Source organism: Amycolatopsis mongoliensis (assembly GCF_030285665.1).
GTDB classification, from domain to species: domain Bacteria; phylum Actinomycetota; class Actinomycetes; order Mycobacteriales; family Pseudonocardiaceae; genus Amycolatopsis; species Amycolatopsis mongoliensis.
This window is the reverse complement of the sequence record NZ_CP127295.1, coordinates 2,201,772-2,221,867: the sequence shown is the minus strand read 5'-3', so window position 1 is coordinate 2,221,867 and position 20,096 is coordinate 2,201,772. Positions and strand designations below refer to the sequence as shown.

Genomic DNA, 20,096 nt, shown 5'->3' with positions numbered 1-20,096 from the left:
CGAGACTAACCCTTCGATAGCGTTCCAAGCCGAGCCAGAGGAGGCAGCAGTGGGCAAGGGCGCGCGCAAGAAGGGTCCCAAGCAGGCGTCGGACCGCAAGCCGAAGGTGCGCGACATCTTCGTCGGCCAGCCGTTCGAGGGGCTGGCGGCGGAGCCCGAGCTGATCGCGCTGCGCGAGTTCGTGCCGTCCGCGACGGCCAAGCTGACCCTCGCCGACGGCGGCGACGTCACCCTCGGCACCGTGCTGCCGATGGCCGCGGCCGCGTTCGTCCGCTCGGACGGCGAGCGCTACCTCGGCCTGCAGGTGCAGACCCGCTCCTCCGACATCAGCCGCGACCTCGGCCGCTCGCTGAAGTGGCTGCTGGACGCCAAGGAGGGCGACGTCCTCGGCGTGCCGGACACGACGACCCCGCCGTCCGCCGACGAGCACGCCCGCCTGCAGGACCTGCTCACCCCCGGCGCCGAACTCGACGTCACGCTGCACAAGGACTTCGCCTGGTGGCTGCCGGAGGACGCGGACGCCACCGGCGACGTCGCGGTGTCCCTCGAGCGCGCGAACGCCGCGATCATGCCGACCGAACGGCTCGGCGCGGGCGCCTACTGGGTCCTCGCCGGCGAGAAGGCGCACCTGCGCTGGGTCCGTCCGGAGCCGGAGAACCTGCTGCTCCAGGCGCTGGCCCGCCTGTCCGCGGCGGGCGAGCTCGGCCTGGGCGAGGGCTCTCGCTACGCCGGTTCGTTCCGGGCGCACGGCCTGCTGGTCCCGGTCTGGGACCTCGACCCCGAGGCCCACGCCCGCGAGTGGGCGGAGGCGAAGGACGCCCTCGGCACCCGCCTCGAGACGGCCCTGAAGTCCCTCGACACCGAACCGCTCAACGCAACCGAGCGCCGCGCCCGCGACGGCCTGATCGGCCGTCAGCTCACCCTGCGCTGACCCGCACCGAACCGACGACCCGCCGCCGAGCACCGCGCCCGGCGGCCTGGTTGGCCGTCGGCTCACCCTGCGTCGACCTGACGACCCGCGGCCGAGCGCCGCGGCCCGGTGGCGGCTTTACTTGCGCCGAGCCGAGCCGAGCCGAGCCGGGCCGCGGTTCGCAGATACGCTCGCGAGGACGATGGGCCGGCCGACCCATCCGCCGCCGCGCTCGGCGGCGGTCTTACCGGCTCCGCGCCCCGCGCTGAACCCCGTCGGAAAGCACCGGACCACCGGTCCGTACCGGTGACCGGAAACTGCTCGATGAGCGTTCAACCAGGCCTTATGTGGCGCACGAGACACCGCCGCCGGATCGTCGTGGTGGGACGATTCTCCGCGTGATACTCCACATCTGCGGGGCGGCCGAGTGGGCCGAAGTGGGCGAAGGCGAGTACCGGCCGGCTTCGCTGGACGAGGTCGGGTTCATCCACTGTTCCGACTTCGGCACGGTGCACCTGCCGGCCGACGTGCGCTACCGGGGACGCACTGACCTGGTCCTGCTCGAGATCGACCCGGCGAAGGTCGGGGCCCCGGTCCGGTGGGAGGACGGCGAGCCGCCGCACCCGGCCGGGATCTGGTTCCCCCACGTCTACGGCGCGATTCCGCACGCGGCGGTCGTCGGCGTGCACCCGTTCACCGAGATGACTGACGGTGGCTTCCGGCTGCCGGACTCGCTCGCGCACCGCTGACGTGGACAACTCATCACCCGCCCGGACGTCTGAGAATCCGGGCGGGAACGCGGGCAACCTGAGGGGGCTGTGATGCGTGTGCAGGGGGAAAGCGACTCGGCTTCTGGCTACCCGACCCCGATGGGAGGCGATACGGTGACCGCTGCGGCACCCGTCTTCACCGGGGGAGATACCTGGGTGACCAGCGCAGGCCGAGGGAGGGCCGCGACGTTGCCGGGTGAGCTGGTCGACTTCGGCGACTTCGTGCAGGCCACCCTGCCGGGGCTGCTGCGGTACGGCCACGCGCTCACCGGGAACCCACACGACGCGGCCGACCTGGTGCAGACCGTGCTGGAGAAGATCGGTTCGCGCTGGACCTACGTGCACGAAAAGACGGGCGACCCGCTCGCCTACGTGCGCCGGTCGATGGCGAACGCGCACGTCAGCCGCTGGCGGCGCACGCGCCGGGAGAACCTGGTGGCCGATCTGCCGGACACCAGCCCGCACGTGCCGGACGACCCGTTCGAGCACGAGCCGCTGTGGCGCGCGCTACGAACACTGCCGCCGCGACAACGGGCCGTCATGGTCCTGCGGTACTACGAAGGTCTTTCGGAAGCGGAGATCGCCGGTGCCCTCGGTGTCACGCAGGGCACCGTCAAGAGCCAGGCCAGCAAGGCCATCGCGTCGCTGCGGTTGAAACTGACGGCGGCCGACATCCAAGGCGAAGGGAGTGACGCGGGTTGAACATCTCCGAGGACGAGCTGGAGCAGCGCCTGCGCCGGCTGTTCGCCGACGAACGGCTGGACCTGCCTCCGCCACCGAACGCCGGCACGACCATCGTCGCCGGTGCGCGACGGCGTCGCCGTCGTCGTCAGGGCGTCCTGGCCGTGACCGGTGTCGCGGCGGCCGTGGTGGCCGTCTCGGGTGGGCTCACGATGGTGCGCCTCCACGCCGAGGACGGCACCGCGGTGATGTCCGCCGACGGATCTTCCCTCAGCGTCAAGCCGCCCGAGAACCTCACGGCCGGGCGGCAACCCGAGTCCTCCGTCCCGGGTCCGACCAGCACCCAGGACATCGAGGTCTCGGCGCCGCCGGCCTCGCCGACGTCGAGGGCTTCGCGGCCGCCGTCGGCCCAGCCGCCGTCGAAGGTCTCGCCCGTGCTGAGCGGGCCGCTGCTCGACCCGGACGGCTTCGGCACCATCAAGCTCGGCATGTCCGAGGCCCAGATCGCCGCGCAGGGTGTCACGCTCGGCGACGCGCAGACCGGCGCGAGCTGCACCGTCTACAGCGCGCAGGGGAGCGGCGTTCCCGCTTCGGCGAGCGTGGTGATCTCGAAGGCCGCCGGCCTGGTCGTCGTCACCCCGGACGCGGTCGCGCACACGGCCGAAGGCGTCGGCGGCGGCTCCACGAAGGCGCAGGTGCTTGCCGCCTATCCCGCGGCGAAGGACGAACCCGGCGGTGTCGTGGCCCCGGTCGGAGCTGCCGCGTTCCACTTCCGGCTCGCCGCCGACCGGGTCGTGCAGACGAGCTTGATGAGCGCCAACCAGGACTGCGCCGGCTGAGTTCCGGCCGCACGCGAAAACCCGGGCTGTCCACAGGGGGAGAGCCCGGGTTTTCGATCCTCGTGGTGGGAGGCTGTCAGAGCGCTCCGCCCGCGACGGGCGGCATCCCGGAGTCGCGGCCACCATCGCCGACGGACTCGCGGTAGAGGTGGTTCTCGACCTCGAACAGGTTGCCGTTCGCGCGCTTGACGACGTTCAGCAGCGTGCTCATCTGGGAGATCTCTTCGACCTGCTCCTTGAGGAACCACTGCGTGAACTGCTCGCTGATGTAGTCCTCTTCGGCGCGGGCGGCCTTGGCCATCGCGGAGATGTCGGTGGCGACGTCCTTCTCCTGCTCGAGCGCGAGCTCGATGACCTCGGTGACGCCGGAGAACTCGTTGCGCACCTCACCCGTGCCGGGGATCTCGACGTGGTGGTCGCGGTCGAGCATGTACTGCACGAGCGCCATCGCGTGGTTGCGCTCCTCGACGGACTGCTTGTAGAAGTGCTTCGCCAGCTGCGGCAGGTCCTCGGCGTCGAACCACACCGCGAGCGCGATGTACTGCTGGGACGCGTTGAACTCGTTGTGGATCTGCGCCTGCAGCAGTTCGTAGAACTTCGAGCGCGGTTCTTTCTTCTTGGTGAGGGCCATGGTCGAGAAGATACTTCAGAAATCGATTAATTGCCACTTCGGGGTGGTGATCTACCCCCTATTAGGGTTACCATTCCTAAAGAAGACTCACCTAATTAAAGTAAGCCTTCCCTAAATGGTTGCCCTCATTTAGGGAAGGCTTACTTTCGTTTATCGCAGGGGTTCGCGGCGGATCGGGCAGGACATGCACCGCGGCCCGCCGCGGCCGGAGCCCAGCTCGGACCCGGCGATCGGCAGCACCTCGATGCCGGCTGCCTCCAGGCGCTCGTTCGTCTCGACGTTCCGTTCGTAGCCCACGACCACCCCCGGCGCCAGCGCCAAGGTGTTGTTGCCGTCGTCCCACTGCTCGCGTTCGGCCGTCACCGGGTCGAGCCCGGTGTCGATGACGCGCAGCCGGTCGATTTCCATCGCCTCGGCCGCGGCGACCAGGAACGGCGTCGGGCCGGCCACCTTGACGCCGCCGTCGCCGGTCGGGCGGATGGTGAACGCCGTCAGCGAGTCGCGCGCCAGCGGGTACATCACCACGGCGTCGGCGTCGACCATCGTGCACACCGTGTCCAGGTGCATGGTCGCGCGGGACTGCTCGATCGGCACCGCCAGCACGGTGTGGGCGATGCCGTCGGCGAACACCGACCGCGCGAGCGACTCCGCGCCGGCCGCGGTCGTCCGCTCGCCGACGCCGATGGCGAGCACGCCCGGCGCCAGCAGCATCACGTCGCCGCCCTCGATCGGCGCCGAATGCGCGCCGTACGCGCGGGCGGCGTGGCGGAAGTACGGGTGGTAGGCGTAGATCAGGTCCAGCACCGCGGTCTCGCGGCGGCGCGCGGGCATGGTCAGCGACGAGATCGCCACCCGGTCGGCGATCCACGCCGACGAGTCGCGCGTGAACAGCAGGTTCGGCAGCGGGTCGACGGCGAAGTCGTGGGGGTGGTTCATCATCCGCACGAGCGACGCGCCCTCCGCGGACGGCAGCTCCTCGAACGTCATCCCGGCCATCAGCACCTCGGCGAGGCCGGCCGCGCCGACGCCGGACAGGTGCGAGCGCAGCGAGTCGGCGAGGTCGCCGCCGAGCCGCCGGTCGTCGACCGCCGCGTGCACGCCGGCCGCGTGGGCGCGGTCGTCCTCCAGCGCCGTCCGGAGCGCGTCGGCCAGCAGCAGCACCTCGACGCCGCGGCTCCGCAGCACGTCGGCGAACGCGTCGTGCTCGGCCTGGGCCCGGTCCACCCACGGGATGGAGTCGAACAGGAGCTGGTCGTTGTTGCGGGGCGTCAGCCTTTTGAGCTCGTTGCCGGGCCGGTGCAGCAGCACCGCGCGCAGGGGTCCGACTTCGCTGTCCACCCGGGGAGGTGTCGTTTCGTCGATCACCCCCCGAGCTTAGTCAGGGCAACCAGGAAACGTGCCCCTTCAACAGGGCATACCCGACGAAAGACACGAAGTCGAACAGCGTGTGCGCGGCGACCAGCGGCCACAGCCGGTTTGTCTTCTGCCACAGCCGCCCGAACACCAGGCCCATGACCAGGTTCCCGACGAACCCACCGAAGCCCTGGTACAGGTGGTACGACCCGCGCAGCACGGCGGCGCCGACCAGGGCGTTGTTCTCCCGCACGCCGAGCTGGCGCAGCCGCGTCAGCAGGTAGCCGATGACCAGGACCTCTTCGGCGAACGAGTTGCCGAACGCCGACAGCGTCAGCGTGACCGGCCGCCACCACGTGTCGTTCAAAGTGGACGGTTGCACCGCCAGGCTGAAGCCCAGGTGGTAGGAGACGAAGTACAGAGCGAGGCCCGGGATCCCGATCAGCGCGGCCAGCCCGAGGGTCAGCAGCGCGTCGCGGCCGGGGGCCCGGCGGTCCAGCCCGACCTGCGCGATCTTGATCCCGGCGCGCCACAGGAAGTACAGCCCGAGCGCGCCCCAGCCGACCAGCTGGGCGGCCGAGAGCAGCTGCTTGAGCAGGTCGATCAGGCTCGCCGCGGCCTGGGGCACGTTGAGCTGGACCTGCTGCTGGGCCAGGGGCGTCGGCTGCAGCAGCGAGTCCACAAGGGACAGCAGGCTGCGCACGCCGGACAGCCCGAGCGTGATGCCGAAGACGATCAGCAGCTCGAGCTTGATCGCCCGGCGTTCCCGCGGGTCGTCGATCGGTTCCGGGAACGCGGGCCGGGCCGGGGCCAGCCACGATCGCGCGGTGAACGTCATGTGCGCACGCTACCTTCGGGGTATGCCGAGGAGCATCGCCACCAACGAAACCGTCGACCGCGCCGCGCTGGTCGAGTTCCTGTCCACCCGCCACCGCGCGATCCTGCTGACCACGAAGGCCGACGGCGGCCCGCAGCTCTCGCCGGTCACCTGCGGCGTCGACGCCGAGGGCAGGCTGGTCGTCTCGACCTACCCGAAGCGCGCCAAGGTCGTGAACGTCAAGCGCAACCCCCAGGTCTCGGCCTGCATCCTCTCCGACGAGTGGAACGACCAGTGGGTGCAGCTCAACGGGACCGCCGAGGTCCTGGACATCCCGGACTCCGTCGAGCCGCTCGTGGACTACTTCCGCGCCATTTCGGGCGAACACCCGGACTGGGAGGAATACCGCGAGGCCATGGTCAAGCAGGGCAAGAGCATCATCCGCGTGACCATCGAGAGCTGGGGCCCGATCGCGAAGGGCGGCTTCCCCGCCGAACTAGCCTGACGCACCCCGCAGGAACGGGCAGCCGACCAGCCGCCGCAGCTCCATCGCGAGCTGCGGCGGGCTCTCGACGGACTTCGAGAACGCCAGCCGGACGTCGTGGTCGCCCGCGTCCGACTCGACGCGCAGCCGCAGTCCGAACCGGTCGAGCCCGAGCGGGCGGATCCGGCCGCCGCGCAGCTCCGCCGGGAGGTGCTTGGCCAGCTGCTCGACGACGTCGGAGTGGTCGCTCTCCAGGTGCCGCAGCCACTGGGCCTCGTAATCGTGGAACGGGTCGGGCGGCGCCGCGCTGAACATGTGCGGGCGCAGCGAGTGGGTGCCTTCGGCGTCCGCGAGCACGAGCGACGCGGGGGTGAGCCGCAGCAGCGTCACGCCGTGGCCGACGTCGAGGAGCCGTTCGTCCGGCCGTGACTCGGCGATCGACACCGCCCGCGCGCGGGCCGACACCGGTGAGAGCGGCCGCAGCCAGCCGGTGATCCACAGCAGCCCGCGGATCGGCTCCCGCAGCTCGACCGGCGCCTGGTCGGCGAGCTCGACCATCACGGCCAGCTCGCCGCGCTGGGTCTGCTCGGCCGCCCGGACCATCGGGTGGTCGTCGGCGAGCAGCACGCTCACGCTGCCGCTGTGGTGCACGTGGTGCAGGACCGGGACGACGCGCTCGCCGTCCAGGCCGGCGCGTTCGCAGGTGGGCATCAGGGACGCGGGACCGTTGCGGGTCGCGATCGTCTTGGCGCGCTCGGCGGGGTTCGGTGCCGGCGGGCGGCGGATGGATGTCGGGGCCTCGGTCACGGCTCACCTCCTACTTAGGTGAGCCTAACCTGAATCCGCCGGTCTGGGTAGTCGATCCGCGTCACGCGGGCGTTCCGCTGAACGGAGTATCCGGTAACGCCACTGTGCAAATTTCCGAAAGGAGCGATGACCAGAGTCGACACGGTGGGGGCCAGCGTGCAGATCGTCCCGGTTCCCGAGCGCGTGCCCGCGTTCGAGCTCGACCCCGCCATGCCGTCCGGCGCGCTGCCGATCTTCGGCGAGTACCTCGACCGGATCGGCCGTGACCTCGCGAACCAGCGGCTGCTGGCCTGGTTCTTCCTGGTGTTCGGGGTCGCCCAGTTCTTCACCGGTGCGGGGGTGGCGCTGGCCGTCGGCACGATCGCCCTGGCCGGCTCGGTCGAGGCGTGGTGGCTCTACCGCGCGTACTTCTCGGTGCCCGAAACGCGGCTGAAGCGGGAAGCGTTCCGGCGGGTGGACATCGCCGCCGACGGCTTGGTAGCGGCCGGGCGGACGGTCGGCGTGCGCCTGCCGGACGGGCGGTGGCTGCGCGTCCGGCTCGACGAGGCGCACCGGTTGCTGGTGGCCGGGCACCGGCGGGTCTGGCTGCTGGGGCGTGGCCCGAAGGTGTTCGTCGGCCTCTCCGGGGTGGTGCGGCTCCGCCGCGCCCGGATCGGCGACGCGCCGCCGGCGGGTGCCGTGGCCGTGCCGGAACCAGCCGGGTCCGGCTCTCCGAGGCTCGATCCCGTGCTGACCGCGCACCGCCGCCAGATCGCCCGCGAGCTGCGCGCGACGGCCGCGTTCCTGCTGGTCCTGGCGGGTTTCGCGGGGTGGGTCCGGCTCGACTTCCCGGTCATGGGGTGGGTCGCGTGGCCGTTCGCCGCCGGCGCGCTGCTGGGCGCGCTCGTGACCGCGGCGCGCGCGGTCGCCTACCGCCGTCCGCTGCCGGCCGACCACTGGACGGAGCTGCGCGCGGTCCCGGACGGCCCGGTCCGCATGGGCCGCCACGGCACGGCCCGGCTGAGCGGCCTGACCATGCTGGCCGACGGCCGGGTGATCGCATTCCGCCTGCCGAAGGCGGACCCCTCGATGGCGGCGAACATCGCCGTGACGGGCCGCCTGTGGATCGCCGGGGTGCCCAGGCCGGGCGCGGCGAAGACGGGCGTGCCGGGCTATCCGGTGCTGGGCACGGTCTGGCTGGGCTGAGCCCAGCTCGGCCGCCACGCGCCGGGGGTGCGCGAGCCGGGCCGGAGGTGCGCGCGGAGCGCGGCCAAGGCCGGGTGCGGGTTGTCGCGGCGCCACACCAGGCAGTGCGGGTACACCGGCGCCGGGTTCGCGATCGGCACCTGCCGCAGGTCGTGGCCCGCCGGCCACAGCAGCCGTGCGCCGGTCCCGATCAGGGTGGCGATCTCGGCCGACTCCGCGATGACGTCGAACAGCACCTCGGTGCCGAAGTTCGGCCCTGCCGTGTCGATCGAGAGCCCGAACGCGGTGGCGAACTCGGCGTAGTAAGCCGCCCATTCGGTGCCGGGGACGATGCCCGGCATCCAGAGGCGGTGGCCCTTCAGGTGGACCGGCGTCACCACGGGGGAATCGGCGAGCGCGTGCGCCGGGCCCGTGAGGAGGTGGAGCGGCTCGTCGTGCACCCACGCCGACGCGACACCGTCCGGCAGATCACGGGCGGCGACGGCGCGGAAGGACGCGTCGATCTCGCCGTCGCGGACCGCGGTGATCGCGGCCGCGGCGTCGAAGAGCGTCACGACCTCCAGCGCGACCTGCGGGTGCGCGACGTGGAAGTCCCGCAGCAGGACCGCGGTGCCGAGGCGCCGGCCGATGACGTCGACCCGCAGCGGGCCGGTGCGGACCGAGGCGAGCGCTCGCGCTTCGGCCAGGAGCAGTTCGCGGGCGTGCGGCAGGAAAGCCTCGCCCTCGCCGGTGAGCCGGGCGCCGCGGGCGGTGCGGGTGAACAGGCGCGCGTCCAGCGTCTTCTCCAGCGCCGCGATGCGCTTCGAGACGGCCTGCTGCGTGATGGCGAGGTCGCCCGCGGCGTCCTGGAACCGGCCGGCGTCCGCGGCGGCGACGAAGGTGCGCACGGCATCGAGGTCCACGACGACCGACTCTAGGGTCACAACGCGGGGTTGTGGCGCGCCGACGCGGTGGTTGTTTGATCCCCGCGGCCCTCTTTCGCTTTGATCTCCCGATGATGCGCGGAAGGTCGCTCGGGCGGCGGTTCAGGTGGCTGTGGACGGCTTACGCGGTGAGCGCGTTCGGCACCTGGCTCGGCTTCGGCGCCTTTCCCATGCTGGCGATCCTCGTGCTGCACGCCGGGCCCGCGGCCGTCTCCGCGCTCGCCGCGGCCGGCCCGGCCGTCGGGGCGCTCGTGGCCGTGCCGCTGGGGCCGTGGGTCGACCGGCGGCGCAAGCGCCCGGTGCTGGTGGCCATGGACCTCGTCCGGTTCGCCGCGCTGATCAGCGTGCCCGCCCTGTACGGCCTCGGGTCGCTGAGCTTCGCCCAGCTCCTCGTCGTCTCGGTCGTCGTCGCCGCGGCGGACATCACCTTCACCTCGGCGAGCGGCGCCTACCTGAAGGGGCTCGTGCCGCCCGAAGACCTGCTCGTCGCGAACGGGCGGTTCGAGTCGACGAACTGGACGGCCACCGCGCTCGGCCCGCCGCTCGGCGGGGCGGCGTTCGCGCTCTTCGGCCCGGTGACGGCGGTGGCCGCCAACGCCGTCAGCTTCCTGCTCTCCGCGCTCGGGATCCGGGCGATCGGCGGGGACGAACCGCGGCCCCGGCAGACCGCTCGCCTGCGTGCGCGCGACCTGGCGGAGGGGTGGCGCACGATCCTGACGCACCCCGGGCTGCGGCCGCTCTACCTCAACGTCCTGCTGTTCAACGGCCTGATCATGGGGACCGAGCCGCTGCTCGCCGTGCTGATGCTGAACCAGCTCGGGTTCACGCCGTGGCAGTACGGGCTCGCGTTCGCGGTCCCGTGCCTCGGCGGGCTCGCCGGGTCGCGGCTGACCCCGCGGCTCGTCACGCGGTTCGGGCGGCACCCCGTGCTGCTGACGTCGGGGGCGCTGCGGGCGTGCTGGCTGCTCGCGCTGGCCTTCCTGCCGGGCGCCGGCGGGCTCGCCTTCGTCATGGTCGTCGAACTCGGCTTGATCGTCTGCTGCAGCGTGTTCAACCCGGTGCTCGCGACCTACCGGCTCGAGCAGCTCCCGGCGGACCGCGTCGCGAGCACGCTCTCGGCGTGGTCGGTCAGCACCAAGGCGTCGATCGCGGCGCTGACCGCGCTCTGGGGTGTGCTCGCGAGCTTCACCGGCCCGCGGGTCGCGATCGGCGCCGCCGGGGTCCTGGTGCTGGTGACGCCGTTGCTCCTGCCGCGCCGGGACCGGACACCGGTGGCCGCTTAACCCAGCGACTTCCGCGTCGCCTGCTCGGTTTCGAGCACGCCCTGCCGGATGCCCTCCAGCTGGTCGCTCAGCTCCCGCACCGCGCCGGTGTCCACCGCGACGTCCGTCGTCGCCGCCGTCAGCTCCGCGACGCGCGCCACCAGGCTGTCCAGCCCGAGTGCGCCCGACTGCAGCTGCGCCAGCAGCTTGTCGCGCGCGCCGGAGAGCCGCGCGTGCACGTCCTCCTGGGCCTGGACCGCCGTCAGCGCCTGTTCGAGATCGCCCCGGACCTCCTCGCGCGCCGATCCCATCGACTGCTCCAGCCGGTGCCGTTCGCGTCTCACGGCGTCGAGGTCGACGCGGGACAGGGCCTTCCCGGTTGCCGACGCGCGTCCCGCCAGGCGTTCGAGCGTCGCCAGCGTCTCCTGGACCACCGGCTCCATGTCCGCGACGCGGTCGGCCAGCGGGCCGGCGTCGAGGGATTCGCTGAGCGACGCGAACCCGTCGGCCGCGCTCTCGGCCCGGCGCAGCCAGTTCTCCTCGGCGGAACCTCCGGCGACGTCGAGCACCCGCGCTTCACGCCGTTGCGGCTCCTTCTCGCCGGTTGCGGCGGCCACGCCCGCACGGGCGGCCAGCACCGCCACCCCGATCAGCAGGGCGACGAGGACCGGCAGCTGGACGGCCCACGCCACCCCGGCCGCCGTGGCGGCCAGCAGCAGCCCCCACGGTTCGGCGAGCTCACGGGCGAACTTCATGTCAGAAATTGGAAATCACGGAGGTGAACACCTGGTTGATCGAGTCCGGTTTGGACGAATCGTACTCCGATCCTTCGGTCGCTTCCGCGATCTGCTTCAGCACGCCCTGGTCGGCGTCCGAGCCGTAGGCGATGGTGAACAGCCGGACCGTCTCCGCGTTGCCCTCCGGCCGCAGCTGCGGCAGCAGGTGGTCGAGGTCGACGCCGCCGGGGTCCTCGTTGCGGCCGTCGGTCAGCACCACGACCGCGTTGATCGCCGTCGGGTCGACGTGCGCCTTCATGTACTCGTACGCGGCCTGCGACGAGTCGTAGAGCCCGGTGCCCGCCTGCGGCGTCAGCCCGCTCAGCCGCATGGCGAGGGTTTCCTTGCCGCTGTTGCCGAGCGGCTGGACCGGCAGCAGCTCCTGGTAGTCCTTGTCGCCGTCGAGGTGGGTGGAGAACTGCCAGAGCCCGACCTGGTCCCGCGGCACGAACTGGCCGAGCGAGTCGATCGCGGCCTTCTTGGCCAGGTCGATCTTGCTCTTGCCGGTGCCCTTGACCTCGTCGCCCATCGAGCCCGAGACGTCCACGACCAGCAGCACGTTCGCCTTCTTGCGCAGCTCGGTCCACGTCGTCAGCAGCTTGGACAGCACCGACGGCGACGGCGGCTGCAGGAAGCTGATCTTCGCGTCCGGCTGCACGCCGTTCGCGGTGGTCACCTGCGGGCCCGGCTTCCCGTCGAAGGAGCGGAAGCCCAGCGCGGCGAACTTCTGCTGGGTCTCCGGCCCGCGCAGGTAGCCGAGGAAGTCCGCGGCGATCTGCTTGCGCGTCGGGTCGGCCCAGTTCAGCGTGACGAACGGGTGGTCGGAGTTGAGCGTGCCGTCCGCCGGGTAGACCGCGACCAGCGGCACCTTCGGTGGTGCGTGCTGGCCGACCTTCGCCGGGTCGTTCGTCGGGTTGCCCTGGTTGTAGCCGATGAGCGAGTTCTCCTCGACCGTCACCGCCGAGATGTACGACAGCGCCGCGCCGCGGTCGTCGGCCTTCTGCAGGTTCGTCAGGAAGGTCAGCGTGTTGTCGCCGTAGTGCACGATCGCCTGCTCGATGTTCGTGACGAACTGCTTCGCTTCGGGCTTCTCGAGCGCGGCGGCGGTGAGGTCGGACGACGTCCCGGTGGCCGCGTAGTACGCGCCGATCGTGGCGTTCAGGCCGGCGGTGGAGATGTTCGGGTTCGTCTTGCCGAGCCGGAACCTGCCCCACTCCGGATGGCCGTACTTCGCCCAGCCCGCCGGGTCGGTCGCGAGCGTGGCGAGGTCCTTCCAGCCGATCGGCTTGGCCGGCCAGCCCAGCGCCTCGGCCATCGGCTTCGGCATGGCGACGGTCAGCGGCGAGTTCGCGATCGACTGCGGGTCGCCGTCCGGCACGATCGACGCCGAGTCGCCCTGCGCGTTGACGCGCAGCAGGTTGACCCAGCCGCTCGCGGCCGGCGTCCAGACGTCGGGGCGCGGCCCGTCGGTGGCCTCGTTCCAGCCGTTCGCCAGCGCCTGCATCGCGACACCCGACGACTTCGACTTCACGACGACGTCGACGCAGTGGCCGGCGACCGTCCGTCCGGAGTAGGCCTTCGCGGCTTCCTGGACTATTCCGACCTTTTCCGGGGAGGACGTGACATTGAGCGCGACGGCGTCCGAGCCGGTGCATTTCGGCTGGTCCGCTTCGTCACTCGAGCCGCTGGTCCAGTAGCGGATTCCGACGATCAACCCGACGGCGACCAGGATCGCGGCCAGGAACGGGAGAATCTTTCTCTTTCGCCGTGCTGGTTGGGAATTGATCATCGAACCCTCCCCGATCCGCCACCCGGAATTCCATTATCCGGTCGGCGGATCGGGGACGGGGTCGCGTTGCCGAAACTTGACTATGCCTTCGGGCCGCGGCGCGACCAGGTCCACGCGTAACCGGGGTCTTCGGACGCGTCGGCGGCCTCCCCGAGCTCCAGCGGGGCGAACGTGTCGACCATGACGGCGGTCTCGTCGAAGAACTCCGCGCCGATCGACGCCTCCGCCGCGCCCGGCTGCGGCCCGTGCGTGAAGCCGGACGGGTGCAGCGAGAGCGAGCCGATCCCGATGCCCGAGCCCTTCCGGGCCTCGTAGTTGCCGCGCACGTAGAACATCAGCTCGTCGGAGTCGACGTTCGCGTGGTTGTACGGCACCGGGATCGAGTCCTCGTGGTAGTCCACCTTCCGCGGGCAGAAGGAGCAGACGACGAAGTTCGGGCCCTCGAACGTCTGGTGCACGGGCGGCGGCTGGTGCACGCGGCCGGTGATCGGCTCGAAGTCGTCGATGTTGAACGCCCACGGGTAGAGGCAGCCGTCCCAGCCGACGACGTCGAAGGGGTGCGTCGCGTAGGTGTAGCGGGTCAGCCCGGCCCGGTGCCGTACGAGGACCTCGACGTCTTCGCCGTCTTCCAGCAGCGGCTCGGACGGCCCGCGGACGTCGCGCTCGCAGTACGGCGAGTGCTCCAGGAACTGGCCCTTCGCCGACAGGTACCGCTTCGGCGGCCCGATGTGCCCGCGCGCCTCGAGGATGAAGAGGCCGACCTCGCCGTGGGGGACGACGCGGTAGGTGCACGACGTCGGGAGCACGAGGTAGTCGCCGTCGCCGACCTCGAGGCTGCCGTAGATCGTCTCGACGGTCGCCGAGCCGCCCTGGACGTAGAACAGCTCGTCGCCGGCGGCGTTGCGGTACAGCGGGCTGGGGGCGGTCGCGGTGACGAACCCGATGGTGACGTCGTTGTTGCCGAACAGCCGGCGCCGGTCGGTCACGGCGTCGGCTTCGCCGCCGAACTTGAGGTCGCCGGTCCGGTACGCCCGCGGCTTGAGGGGGTGGTTCGGCGTCAGCGGCCCGCGGTCCTCCTCGACCGCGACGGCGTCGACGATCGCCGTCGGCAGGCCGCGGTGATAGAGCAGCGCCGAGTCGGCGGAGAAGCCCTCGACGCCCATCAGCTCCTCGGCGTAGAGGCCGCCGTCCGGCTTCCGGAACGCGGTGTGCCGCTTGTGCGGGATCTCACCTACTCGCCGGTAGTAAGGCATCGACAACCCCTTCTGACGTGTCCGTTGTGCGAACGATTTTGTCCTCATGTCGTACGCTACTAGCGTGTCAGTCGTGTCAAGCGCTGTGGAACTCACGCCCCCCGGCCCCCGTGGAATTCCTCCCCTGTTCGCGAGGCTCGTCGACGACTCGGCGCTGTTCCCTCCGGGCGATGCGGCCATGCCCGAAGCCCTGCGCGCGCACTTCGCGAGCCGGGAGTCCGAGCACGCCGGTGTCCTGGGGGTTTTCCTCTGTCAGGCCTCCCGGCTGCCCGAGCTGATCACCGAGTTGATCAAGATCAAGCCGAAGCAGCCACTGCCCCTCTCGCTGATCATCGACACCGGCCTCGGCGGCGTCCCGAAGGCGATCTCGATCGTCGAGTCGCGCAGCGAGCTGCTGGCGCTGCGGATGGTCGAGATGCCGGCGCCGTCGGACGTCGACGAGGTGTGGCTGGAGCGCGTCTCGGAGTTCGTCCCGGAGGACGTCATCCGCGTGGTCGAGCCGCGGCGCGGCGTCGGCTGGCTGGACGGCGTGCGGAAGGTCATCGAGCACGGCAGCTGGCCGAAGATCCGCTGCGGCGGCCAGGCCGGCGAGAACTTCCCCAGCGTCGACGAGGTGGCGGACTTCCTCGCCGTCGTCAGCGGGGCCACCGGGGCCTCGTTCAAGGCGACGAACAGCCTGCACCGCGCGGTCCGGCACACCGACCCCGACACCGGCATCGTGCACCACGGCTTCCTCAACCTGCTCGTGGCGTCCGCGCGCAGCCTCTCCGGCGGCGACGTCCGGGCGGCGCTGGAGTCGACCGACGCCGAGGCGCTGGCCGAGGAGGCCCGCGGGTTGTCCGAGCAGGCCGCGAAGGCCGTGCGGTCGCTCTTCGCGTCGTACGCGGCCGCGTCGTTCGAGCAGCCCGTCGCCGACATGGGCGAACTCGGCTTGCTGTGACCAGCCGGGAGGGGTCGCTGACGCTCGACCGGGGGCTCGCGCTGCTGCAGGCAGTGGCCGACGCCGGCGGCGACGCGGCGACCATCTCCGAGCTGGCCGTGGCCATCGGGGCCAGCCGCGCGGCCGTCTACCGGCTGCTCGTGCCGCTTTCGGAGCGCGGGCTGGTCTGGCGGGACGGCACCAAGGTCCGGCTCGGCGTCGGCCTGCTCAGGCTGGCCGGGCAGGTGCTGCCGCAGTTGCGCGACGCGGCCGGCCCGGTGCTGCGCGAGCTGGCGGAGAAGGTCGGGGCGACCGCGCACTTGTCGGTCGCCCAGGGGACGCAAGCGCTTGCGGTGGCCGTCGTCGAGCCGTCGTGGACGAGTTTCCACGTCGCCTACCGCGTGGGGAGCCGGCACTCGCTGACGTCGGGCGCGGCCGGCAAGGCGATGTCCCTGCGCCCGGGTGGCGACGGCTGGGTGACTTCGGCAGGCGAGCTGGAAGCGGGCGCGTCCGGCGTCGCGGCGCCGGTTCGCGGGGTGCCGGGCCTGAAGGCGAGCGTCGGCGTCGTTTCGCTGGAACCGCTCAAGGCGGCCGAGGTGGGCCCGCAGGTCGTCGCGGCCGCCGCCCGGCTGGCCGACATCCTGCGAACGGACGCCTAGCGCCGCGAGACCGCCAGCAGCGGCCGGACCATGGTCAGCAGCAGGGCGACGTCGACCGTGAACAGCAGCCGCTCGAACAGGCCCAGCGTGACGTCCTGCTGCGCGGGGCCGATGACCAGCGTGACGACGAACCCGGCGAGCACCACGCCGATGCTGGCGAAGCTCGCCGTGGCGAGGCGTCGGATCGTGGTCCGCCGTGGCTCCCACGGACAGCGCTCGCGGCCGCGCCTGGTCAGCACGAACGCGGCGGCGGGCAGCGCGACGAAGGCCGTCAGCGCGGCGATGTTGTGGATCTGCCCGGACAGGGAACGCGCCTGTCCGTCCGGGTCCACGGGCACGAGCCCGCACACCAGCAGCCCGGCCGACCAGACGCCGACGAGCCCGCAGACGGCGGTGGTGCCCGGCCGGTGGGCCTTGGCGATGCCGGCGAGCAGGGCGACCGAGCCGAGCGAGAGGGCCAGGCACATCACGCTGAACAGGGGCGCGGCCGACGACGAGCCGAGCCTGCCGTAGACGTACTCCGACAGCGTCTGCCAGATCGGGCTGACCTGGCCGGAGAGCCGCAGGTGCAGGTCGATCGAGATGGCCACGGCGAGGCCGATGCCGCCGAGCGCGATCCGGCCGTGCACGGGCGAGACGGCAGTCAGTGGCTTGTTCACCTGGCTTCCACCCTTTCGTTTCCGAAAGGTTACCGGGCGAACCTGTGAAACAGCGGTCAGAAGGCCAGCTGGACCAGCGCGAACGCCGCGAACCCGGCGAACGCGAAGCCGGCGCAGCGCTGGATCAGCTTCGGGCGGATCCGGCTGCGGATCTTCGCGCCGATGAACACCGCGAGCCCGGCCACGACGATGAGCGCGGTGAACGCGCCTACGCCGACGGCGACGGGGTTGCCGATGCGGGCGGCGAGACTCGCCGTCGCGAGCTGGGAGGCGTCGCCCCACTCGGCGGCGAAGAGCACGCCGAACGACGTCATCGCGGAGCGCGCGAAGGACAGCGGGACGGGGCCGACGCGCGAAGCGTCTTCACCTGCTTCGTCCGCTTCGCTGAATCCCTCGCGAAGGAGCATGAAAGCGCCGAGGCCGAACATCGACGCGACGACCAGCGAAAGGACGACGTCCGGCAACAGCGTCAGCACGCTGCCGAACGCGACCGCGATGACGCTTTGCAGTGCGAACGCCGCGCAGACCCCGGCGAATACCGGGCCACCGCGAAAACGGGTGGTCAGCACCAGCGTCGCCACCAGCGTCTTGTCCGGCAGCTCCACGGCGAGGACCAGGCCGAACGCGCTGATCAGCGCCACCATCGCGGAAGTCATGAGTATTTCTCGCCCCTTTCACTGCAACGATAAAGGGGAGTTTCGGAACGCCGCAAGCTGATGGCTTCCGCGAAATTGCCGGATCGGTGGTCATGAATTTGTCATCAAGTCGCGTCGCACAAATTTTTTCGGCGCACCGAAAATTCGATTGTGGGCTGGGGTAGGTTGGCAGCCATGGGGTCTGAGGTGCGCGCTGCGCAGGTCGACGAAGTCATCAGCCGGTTGGAAGCTCACTACGTGTTCCCGGACGTCGCGACGAAGCTGGCCGAAGTGCTTCGCCAGCGTCTCGGCGAAGGCGCGTACGACGGGCTCGGCGACGCGGAATTCGCGACGCTCGTCACAGCGGACCTGCAGTCGGTGAACGGCGACCAGCACCTGCGGCTGCGCCACCACGCCGACCCGGTCGCCGACGACGGCGACGCGGCCATGAACTCCGCCGGGTACCGGTTCGAGGCCGAGTTGGAGAGCTTCGGCATCGCCGAGGTCCGGCGGCTGGCCGGCAACGTCGGCTACCTCGACACGACGATGCTCTACCCGCCCGAGCTGGCCGGACCCGCGATCGCGGCGGCGATGACGCTGCTCGCGCCGGCGGACGCGCTCCTGCTCGACGTCCGCCGCAACCGCGGGGGCAGCCCCGGCACGAGCGCGCTGCTGCAGACCTACCTCGTCGACGAACAGGTCCACTACCTCGACATCTACGAGCGCGAGGGCCACCGGACGACGCAGATGTGGACCCTGCCGTACGTCCCGGGCCTGCGGTTCGGCGGCACCAAGCCGGTCTGGGTGCTGACCGGGCCGAAGACCTTCTCCGGCGGCGAGGACCTCGCGTTCTCGCTCCAGCAGCAGGGCCGGGCGAAGACGGTGGGGGAGGCGACCCGCGGCGGCGCCCACCCGCGTGAGCAGTACAAAGTGGACACCTACCTCGACGTGACGGTGTCGATCGCGCGCTCGTTCCACCCGGAGACGGGGGAGAACTGGGAAGGCACCGGCGTCCGGCCGGACCTCCCGGTAGCCGCGGACAGGGCGTTCGACACGGCGTACGCGCTGGCGCTGGAGCACGTCCTCGGGCTGGGTTCCGCCGGGCCGCGGCGGACGGTGGCGGACGAGGCGCGGCAGGCACTCGACCAGCTGTAGTCACCCAGGACGTTGGTCCTGGGCCGGACAGGACCACTTGATCTGGCCGTGGTCCCGGCCCCGGAGCACGCTGGACCACGTGGAGGTCCTTGAGCTAGCGCGGTGGCAGTTCGGCATCACCACCGTCTACCACTTCCTGATGGTCCCGCTGACCATCGGGCTGTCGATCCTGGTCGCGGCGATGCAGACCCGCTGGGTCCGCACCGGCGAGCTGCGGCACCTGAAGATGACCAAGTTCTGGGGCAAGCTGCTCCTGGTCAACTTCGCGATGGGCGTCGTGACCGGCATCGTGCAGGAGTTCCAGTTCGGGATGAACTGGAGCGCGTACTCGCGCTTCGTCGGTGATGTCTTCGGCGCGCCGCTCGCGATGGAAGGGCTCGTCGCGTTCTTCGTCGAGTCGACCTTCCTCGGCCTGTGGATCTTCGGCTGGGACCGCCTGCCGAAGAAGGTGCACCTGGCGTGCGCGTGGGCGTTTTCGCTGGCCACGATGGCGTCGGCGTACTTCATCCTGGCGGCGAACTCGTGGATGCAGCACCCGGTCGGCGTGACGTTCGAGAACGGCAAGCCGACGATGAACTCGATCTGGGCCGTGCTGACGAACAACACGGCGCTGGCCGCGATCCCGCACACCCTGGCCGGCGCGTTCTCGGTGGCGGCGGCGTTCCTGGTGGGCGTCGCGGGCTGGCACCTCTGGCGGCGCGGTGACCACGAGGACGTCTGGCGGACTTCCCTGCGCCTCGGTGGCTGGGTCGGCGTGGCGGCGTTCGCGGTCCTCGCGATCACGGGGGACACGCAGGGCAAGCTGATGTTCGAGCAGCAGCCGATGAAGATGGCGTCGGCGGAAGCGTTGTGCCACACGGAAAAGCCGGCGAGCTTCTCGATCATCGCGATCGGCGACGTGGCCGGGTCGAACTGCGAGGACGTGAAGACGTTCAACGTGCCCGCGTTGCTCTCGTTCTTGGCGCACAACGACTTCAAGACCGAGGTCAAGGGCGTCGAGGACCTGATCACCGAGTACCAGGCGAAGTACGGCACGAACTACCCGGACGACCCGGCGCTGGGTTCGCTGGCGGGCAAGCCGATCGACTACGTGCCGAACCTCCCGGTGACGTACTGGGGCTTCCGCATGATGATCGGCTTCGGTGCGGTGTCGGCGGGCATCGGACTGCTGGCCCTGTGGCTGACGCGCCGCGGCCGCCTTCCCGGCGGCCGCTGGTTCCCGCTCCTGGTCCTCGGCGGCATCGCGACGCCGTTCCTGGGCAACAGCGCGGGCTGGATCTTCACGGAGATGGGCCGTCAGCCGTTCGTGGTCGTCCCGAACCCCTCGGGCGTCGACGGGGTGTGGATGTTCACGGCCCAGGCGGTCTCCCGCCTGACCACGGGCGAGGTGTGGACTTCGCTGATCGCGCTGACCACGGTGTACGCGGCGCTGGGCGTGGTGGAGCTGTACCTGATGCGGAAGTACGTCCGTGGCGGGGTCGACGCGGTGATGCCCCCTCCGAAGGACTCCGACACGACCGAAGGCGACACGCTCGCCTTCGCGTACTGAGGAGCCAAGCCGTGGTTCGTACTCAACGTAACAACACGAT

21 protein-coding genes are annotated in these 20,096 nt (G+C 71.1%); 11 read left to right on the top strand and 10 right to left on the bottom strand.

What is annotated here, in order from left to right:
* The first annotated feature begins 49 nt into the window (after positions 1-49).
* The 4 genes from QRX60_RS10730 (at position 50) to QRX60_RS10715 (ending at position 3,200) form a co-directional block, all read left to right on the top strand.
* Positions 50-931 (top strand): DUF5926 family protein, encoded by an 882-nt coding sequence (locus tag QRX60_RS10730; RefSeq protein ID WP_286000617.1) that lies wholly within the window; start codon positions 50-52, stop codon positions 929-931.
* A gap of 377 nt (positions 932-1,308) precedes the next feature.
* The gene (locus QRX60_RS10725; RefSeq protein ID WP_286000616.1) at positions 1,309-1,659 is read left to right on the top strand and encodes a DUF952 domain-containing protein; all 351 of its coding nucleotides are present in this window, start codon (positions 1,309-1,311) and stop codon (positions 1,657-1,659) included.
* Positions 1,660-1,869: 210 nt separating this feature from the next.
* Entirely contained in the window at positions 1,870-2,382 is a 513-nt protein-coding gene (locus tag QRX60_RS10720; RefSeq protein WP_286003557.1) for a SigE family RNA polymerase sigma factor, read from the top strand.
* Positions 2,379-3,200, top strand: a complete 822-nt coding sequence (locus tag QRX60_RS10715) for a hypothetical protein (protein WP_286000615.1) — start codon at positions 2,379-2,381, stop codon at positions 3,198-3,200. Before QRX60_RS10720 ends, QRX60_RS10715 begins: the two co-directional genes overlap by 4 nt.
* A 76-nt stretch (positions 3,201-3,276) precedes the next feature.
* Here QRX60_RS10715 and QRX60_RS10710 read toward each other — a convergent pair whose 3' ends face one another.
* The 3 genes from QRX60_RS10710 to QRX60_RS10700 form a co-directional block, all read right to left on the bottom strand.
* Entirely contained in the window at positions 3,277-3,831 is a 555-nt protein-coding gene (locus QRX60_RS10710) for a ferritin (RefSeq protein WP_286000614.1), read from the bottom strand.
* A gap of 150 nt (positions 3,832-3,981) precedes the next feature.
* Entirely contained in the window at positions 3,982-5,169 is a 1,188-nt protein-coding gene (locus QRX60_RS10705) for an arginine deiminase (RefSeq protein ID WP_286003556.1), read from the bottom strand.
* A gap of 40 nt (positions 5,170-5,209) precedes the next feature.
* Entirely contained in the window at positions 5,210-6,022 is an 813-nt protein-coding gene (locus tag QRX60_RS10700; protein WP_286000613.1) for a CPBP family intramembrane glutamic endopeptidase, read from the bottom strand.
* A gap of 22 nt (positions 6,023-6,044) precedes the next feature.
* Between QRX60_RS10700 and QRX60_RS10695 the strand changes: the two genes are divergently transcribed.
* Positions 6,045-6,506 carry a PPOX class F420-dependent oxidoreductase gene (locus QRX60_RS10695; RefSeq protein ID WP_286000612.1) on the top strand — a complete coding sequence of 154 codons (462 nt, stop codon included), beginning with the start codon at positions 6,045-6,047 and terminating at the stop codon, positions 6,504-6,506.
* Here the strand turns inward: QRX60_RS10695 and QRX60_RS10690 are convergent.
* Positions 6,498-7,292: a DUF2470 domain-containing protein gene (locus QRX60_RS10690; protein ID WP_286000611.1), complete on the bottom strand. Its 795-nt coding sequence runs from the start codon at positions 7,290-7,292 to the stop codon at positions 6,498-6,500. The genes QRX60_RS10695 and QRX60_RS10690 overlap by 9 nt on opposite strands.
* A 126-nt stretch (positions 7,293-7,418) precedes the next feature.
* Between QRX60_RS10690 and QRX60_RS10685 the strand changes: the two genes are divergently transcribed.
* Entirely contained in the window at positions 7,419-8,477 is a 1,059-nt protein-coding gene (locus QRX60_RS10685) for a hypothetical protein (protein ID WP_286000610.1), read from the top strand.
* On the opposite strand, the gene QRX60_RS10680 is transcribed toward QRX60_RS10685, so the two are convergent.
* Entirely contained in the window at positions 8,444-9,379 is a 936-nt protein-coding gene (locus QRX60_RS10680) for a LysR family transcriptional regulator (RefSeq protein ID WP_286000609.1), read from the bottom strand. The two genes, QRX60_RS10685 and QRX60_RS10680, sit on opposite strands and share 34 nt — an antisense overlap.
* Positions 9,380-9,471: 92 nt before the next feature.
* On the opposite strand from QRX60_RS10680, the gene QRX60_RS10675 reads away from it, so the two are divergent.
* On the top strand, positions 9,472-10,683 hold the full coding sequence (locus QRX60_RS10675) for an MFS transporter (protein WP_286000608.1): 1,212 nt from the start codon (positions 9,472-9,474) through the stop codon (positions 10,681-10,683).
* Here QRX60_RS10675 and QRX60_RS10670 read toward each other — a convergent pair.
* From QRX60_RS10670 to QRX60_RS10660, 3 genes are all read right to left on the bottom strand, one after another.
* Positions 10,680-11,417, bottom strand: coding sequence for a hypothetical protein (locus tag QRX60_RS10670; protein ID WP_286000607.1), 738 nt, complete (start codon positions 11,415-11,417; stop codon positions 10,680-10,682). The genes QRX60_RS10675 and QRX60_RS10670 overlap by 4 nt on opposite strands.
* 1 nt (position 11,418) lies before the next feature.
* Entirely contained in the window at positions 11,419-13,227 is a 1,809-nt protein-coding gene (locus QRX60_RS10665; RefSeq protein ID WP_286000606.1) for a substrate-binding and VWA domain-containing protein, read from the bottom strand.
* Positions 13,228-13,307: 80 nt separating this feature from the next.
* Positions 13,308-14,480: a homogentisate 1,2-dioxygenase gene (locus QRX60_RS10660; protein ID WP_286000605.1), complete on the bottom strand. Its 1,173-nt coding sequence runs from the start codon at positions 14,478-14,480 to the stop codon at positions 13,308-13,310.
* 85 nt (positions 14,481-14,565) lie between these two features.
* Between QRX60_RS10660 and QRX60_RS10655 the strand changes: the two genes are divergently transcribed.
* A complete protein-coding gene (locus QRX60_RS10655; RefSeq protein WP_286003555.1) occupies positions 14,566-15,420 on the top strand; it encodes a hypothetical protein in 855 nt (284 codons plus the stop codon).
* Positions 15,417-16,058: an IclR family transcriptional regulator gene (locus tag QRX60_RS10650; RefSeq protein WP_286000604.1), complete on the top strand. Its 642-nt coding sequence runs from the start codon at positions 15,417-15,419 to the stop codon at positions 16,056-16,058. The genes QRX60_RS10655 and QRX60_RS10650 overlap by 4 nt, the downstream gene beginning before the upstream one ends.
* Here the strand turns inward: QRX60_RS10650 and QRX60_RS10645 are convergent.
* Entirely contained in the window at positions 16,055-16,717 is a 663-nt protein-coding gene (locus QRX60_RS10645; RefSeq protein WP_286000603.1) for a DUF998 domain-containing protein, read from the bottom strand. The two genes, QRX60_RS10650 and QRX60_RS10645, sit on opposite strands and share 4 nt — an antisense overlap.
* A 56-nt stretch (positions 16,718-16,773) precedes the next feature.
* On the bottom strand, positions 16,774-17,361 hold the full coding sequence (locus QRX60_RS10640) for a TMEM165/GDT1 family protein (RefSeq protein WP_286003554.1): 588 nt from the start codon (positions 17,359-17,361) through the stop codon (positions 16,774-16,776).
* A 186-nt stretch (positions 17,362-17,547) separates the two neighbouring features.
* Here QRX60_RS10640 and QRX60_RS10635 point away from each other — a divergent pair, with 186 nt between their 5' ends.
* On the top strand, positions 17,548-18,507 hold the full coding sequence (locus QRX60_RS10635) for a S41 family peptidase (RefSeq protein ID WP_286000602.1): 960 nt from the start codon (positions 17,548-17,550) through the stop codon (positions 18,505-18,507).
* A gap of 79 nt (positions 18,508-18,586) precedes the next feature.
* Positions 18,587-20,056, top strand: a complete 1,470-nt coding sequence (locus tag QRX60_RS10630) for a cytochrome ubiquinol oxidase subunit I (RefSeq protein WP_286000601.1) — start codon at positions 18,587-18,589, stop codon at positions 20,054-20,056.
* Positions 20,057-20,096: the final 40 nt, after the last annotated feature.

Bases quoted from the DNA above. Each gene is read 5' to 3' on its own strand.
- QRX60_RS10700 (WP_286000613.1), bottom strand. From the start codon at position 6,022: ATGACGTTCACCGCGCGATCGTGGCTGGCCCCGGCCCGGCCCGCGTTC.
- QRX60_RS10665 (WP_286000606.1), bottom strand. From the start codon at position 13,227: ATGATCAATTCCCAACCAGCACGGCGAAAGAGAAAGATTCTCCCGTTC.
- QRX60_RS10675 (WP_286000608.1), top strand. From the start codon at position 9,472: ATGATGCGCGGAAGGTCGCTCGGGCGGCGGTTCAGGTGGCTGTGGACG.
- QRX60_RS10640 (WP_286003554.1), bottom strand. From the start codon at position 17,361: ATGGTGGCGCTGATCAGCGCGTTCGGCCTGGTCCTCGCCGTGGAGCTG.
- QRX60_RS10695 (WP_286000612.1), top strand. From the start codon at position 6,045: ATGCCGAGGAGCATCGCCACCAACGAAACCGTCGACCGCGCCGCGCTG.
- QRX60_RS10635 (WP_286000602.1), top strand. From the start codon at position 17,548: ATGGGGTCTGAGGTGCGCGCTGCGCAGGTCGACGAAGTCATCAGCCGG.
- QRX60_RS10670 (WP_286000607.1), bottom strand. From the start codon at position 11,417: ATGAAGTTCGCCCGTGAGCTCGCCGAACCGTGGGGGCTGCTGCTGGCC.
- QRX60_RS10710 (WP_286000614.1), bottom strand. From the start codon at position 3,831: ATGGCCCTCACCAAGAAGAAAGAACCGCGCTCGAAGTTCTACGAACTG.
- QRX60_RS10685 (WP_286000610.1), top strand. From the start codon at position 7,419: ATGACCAGAGTCGACACGGTGGGGGCCAGCGTGCAGATCGTCCCGGTT.
- QRX60_RS10660 (WP_286000605.1), bottom strand. From the start codon at position 14,480: ATGCCTTACTACCGGCGAGTAGGTGAGATCCCGCACAAGCGGCACACC.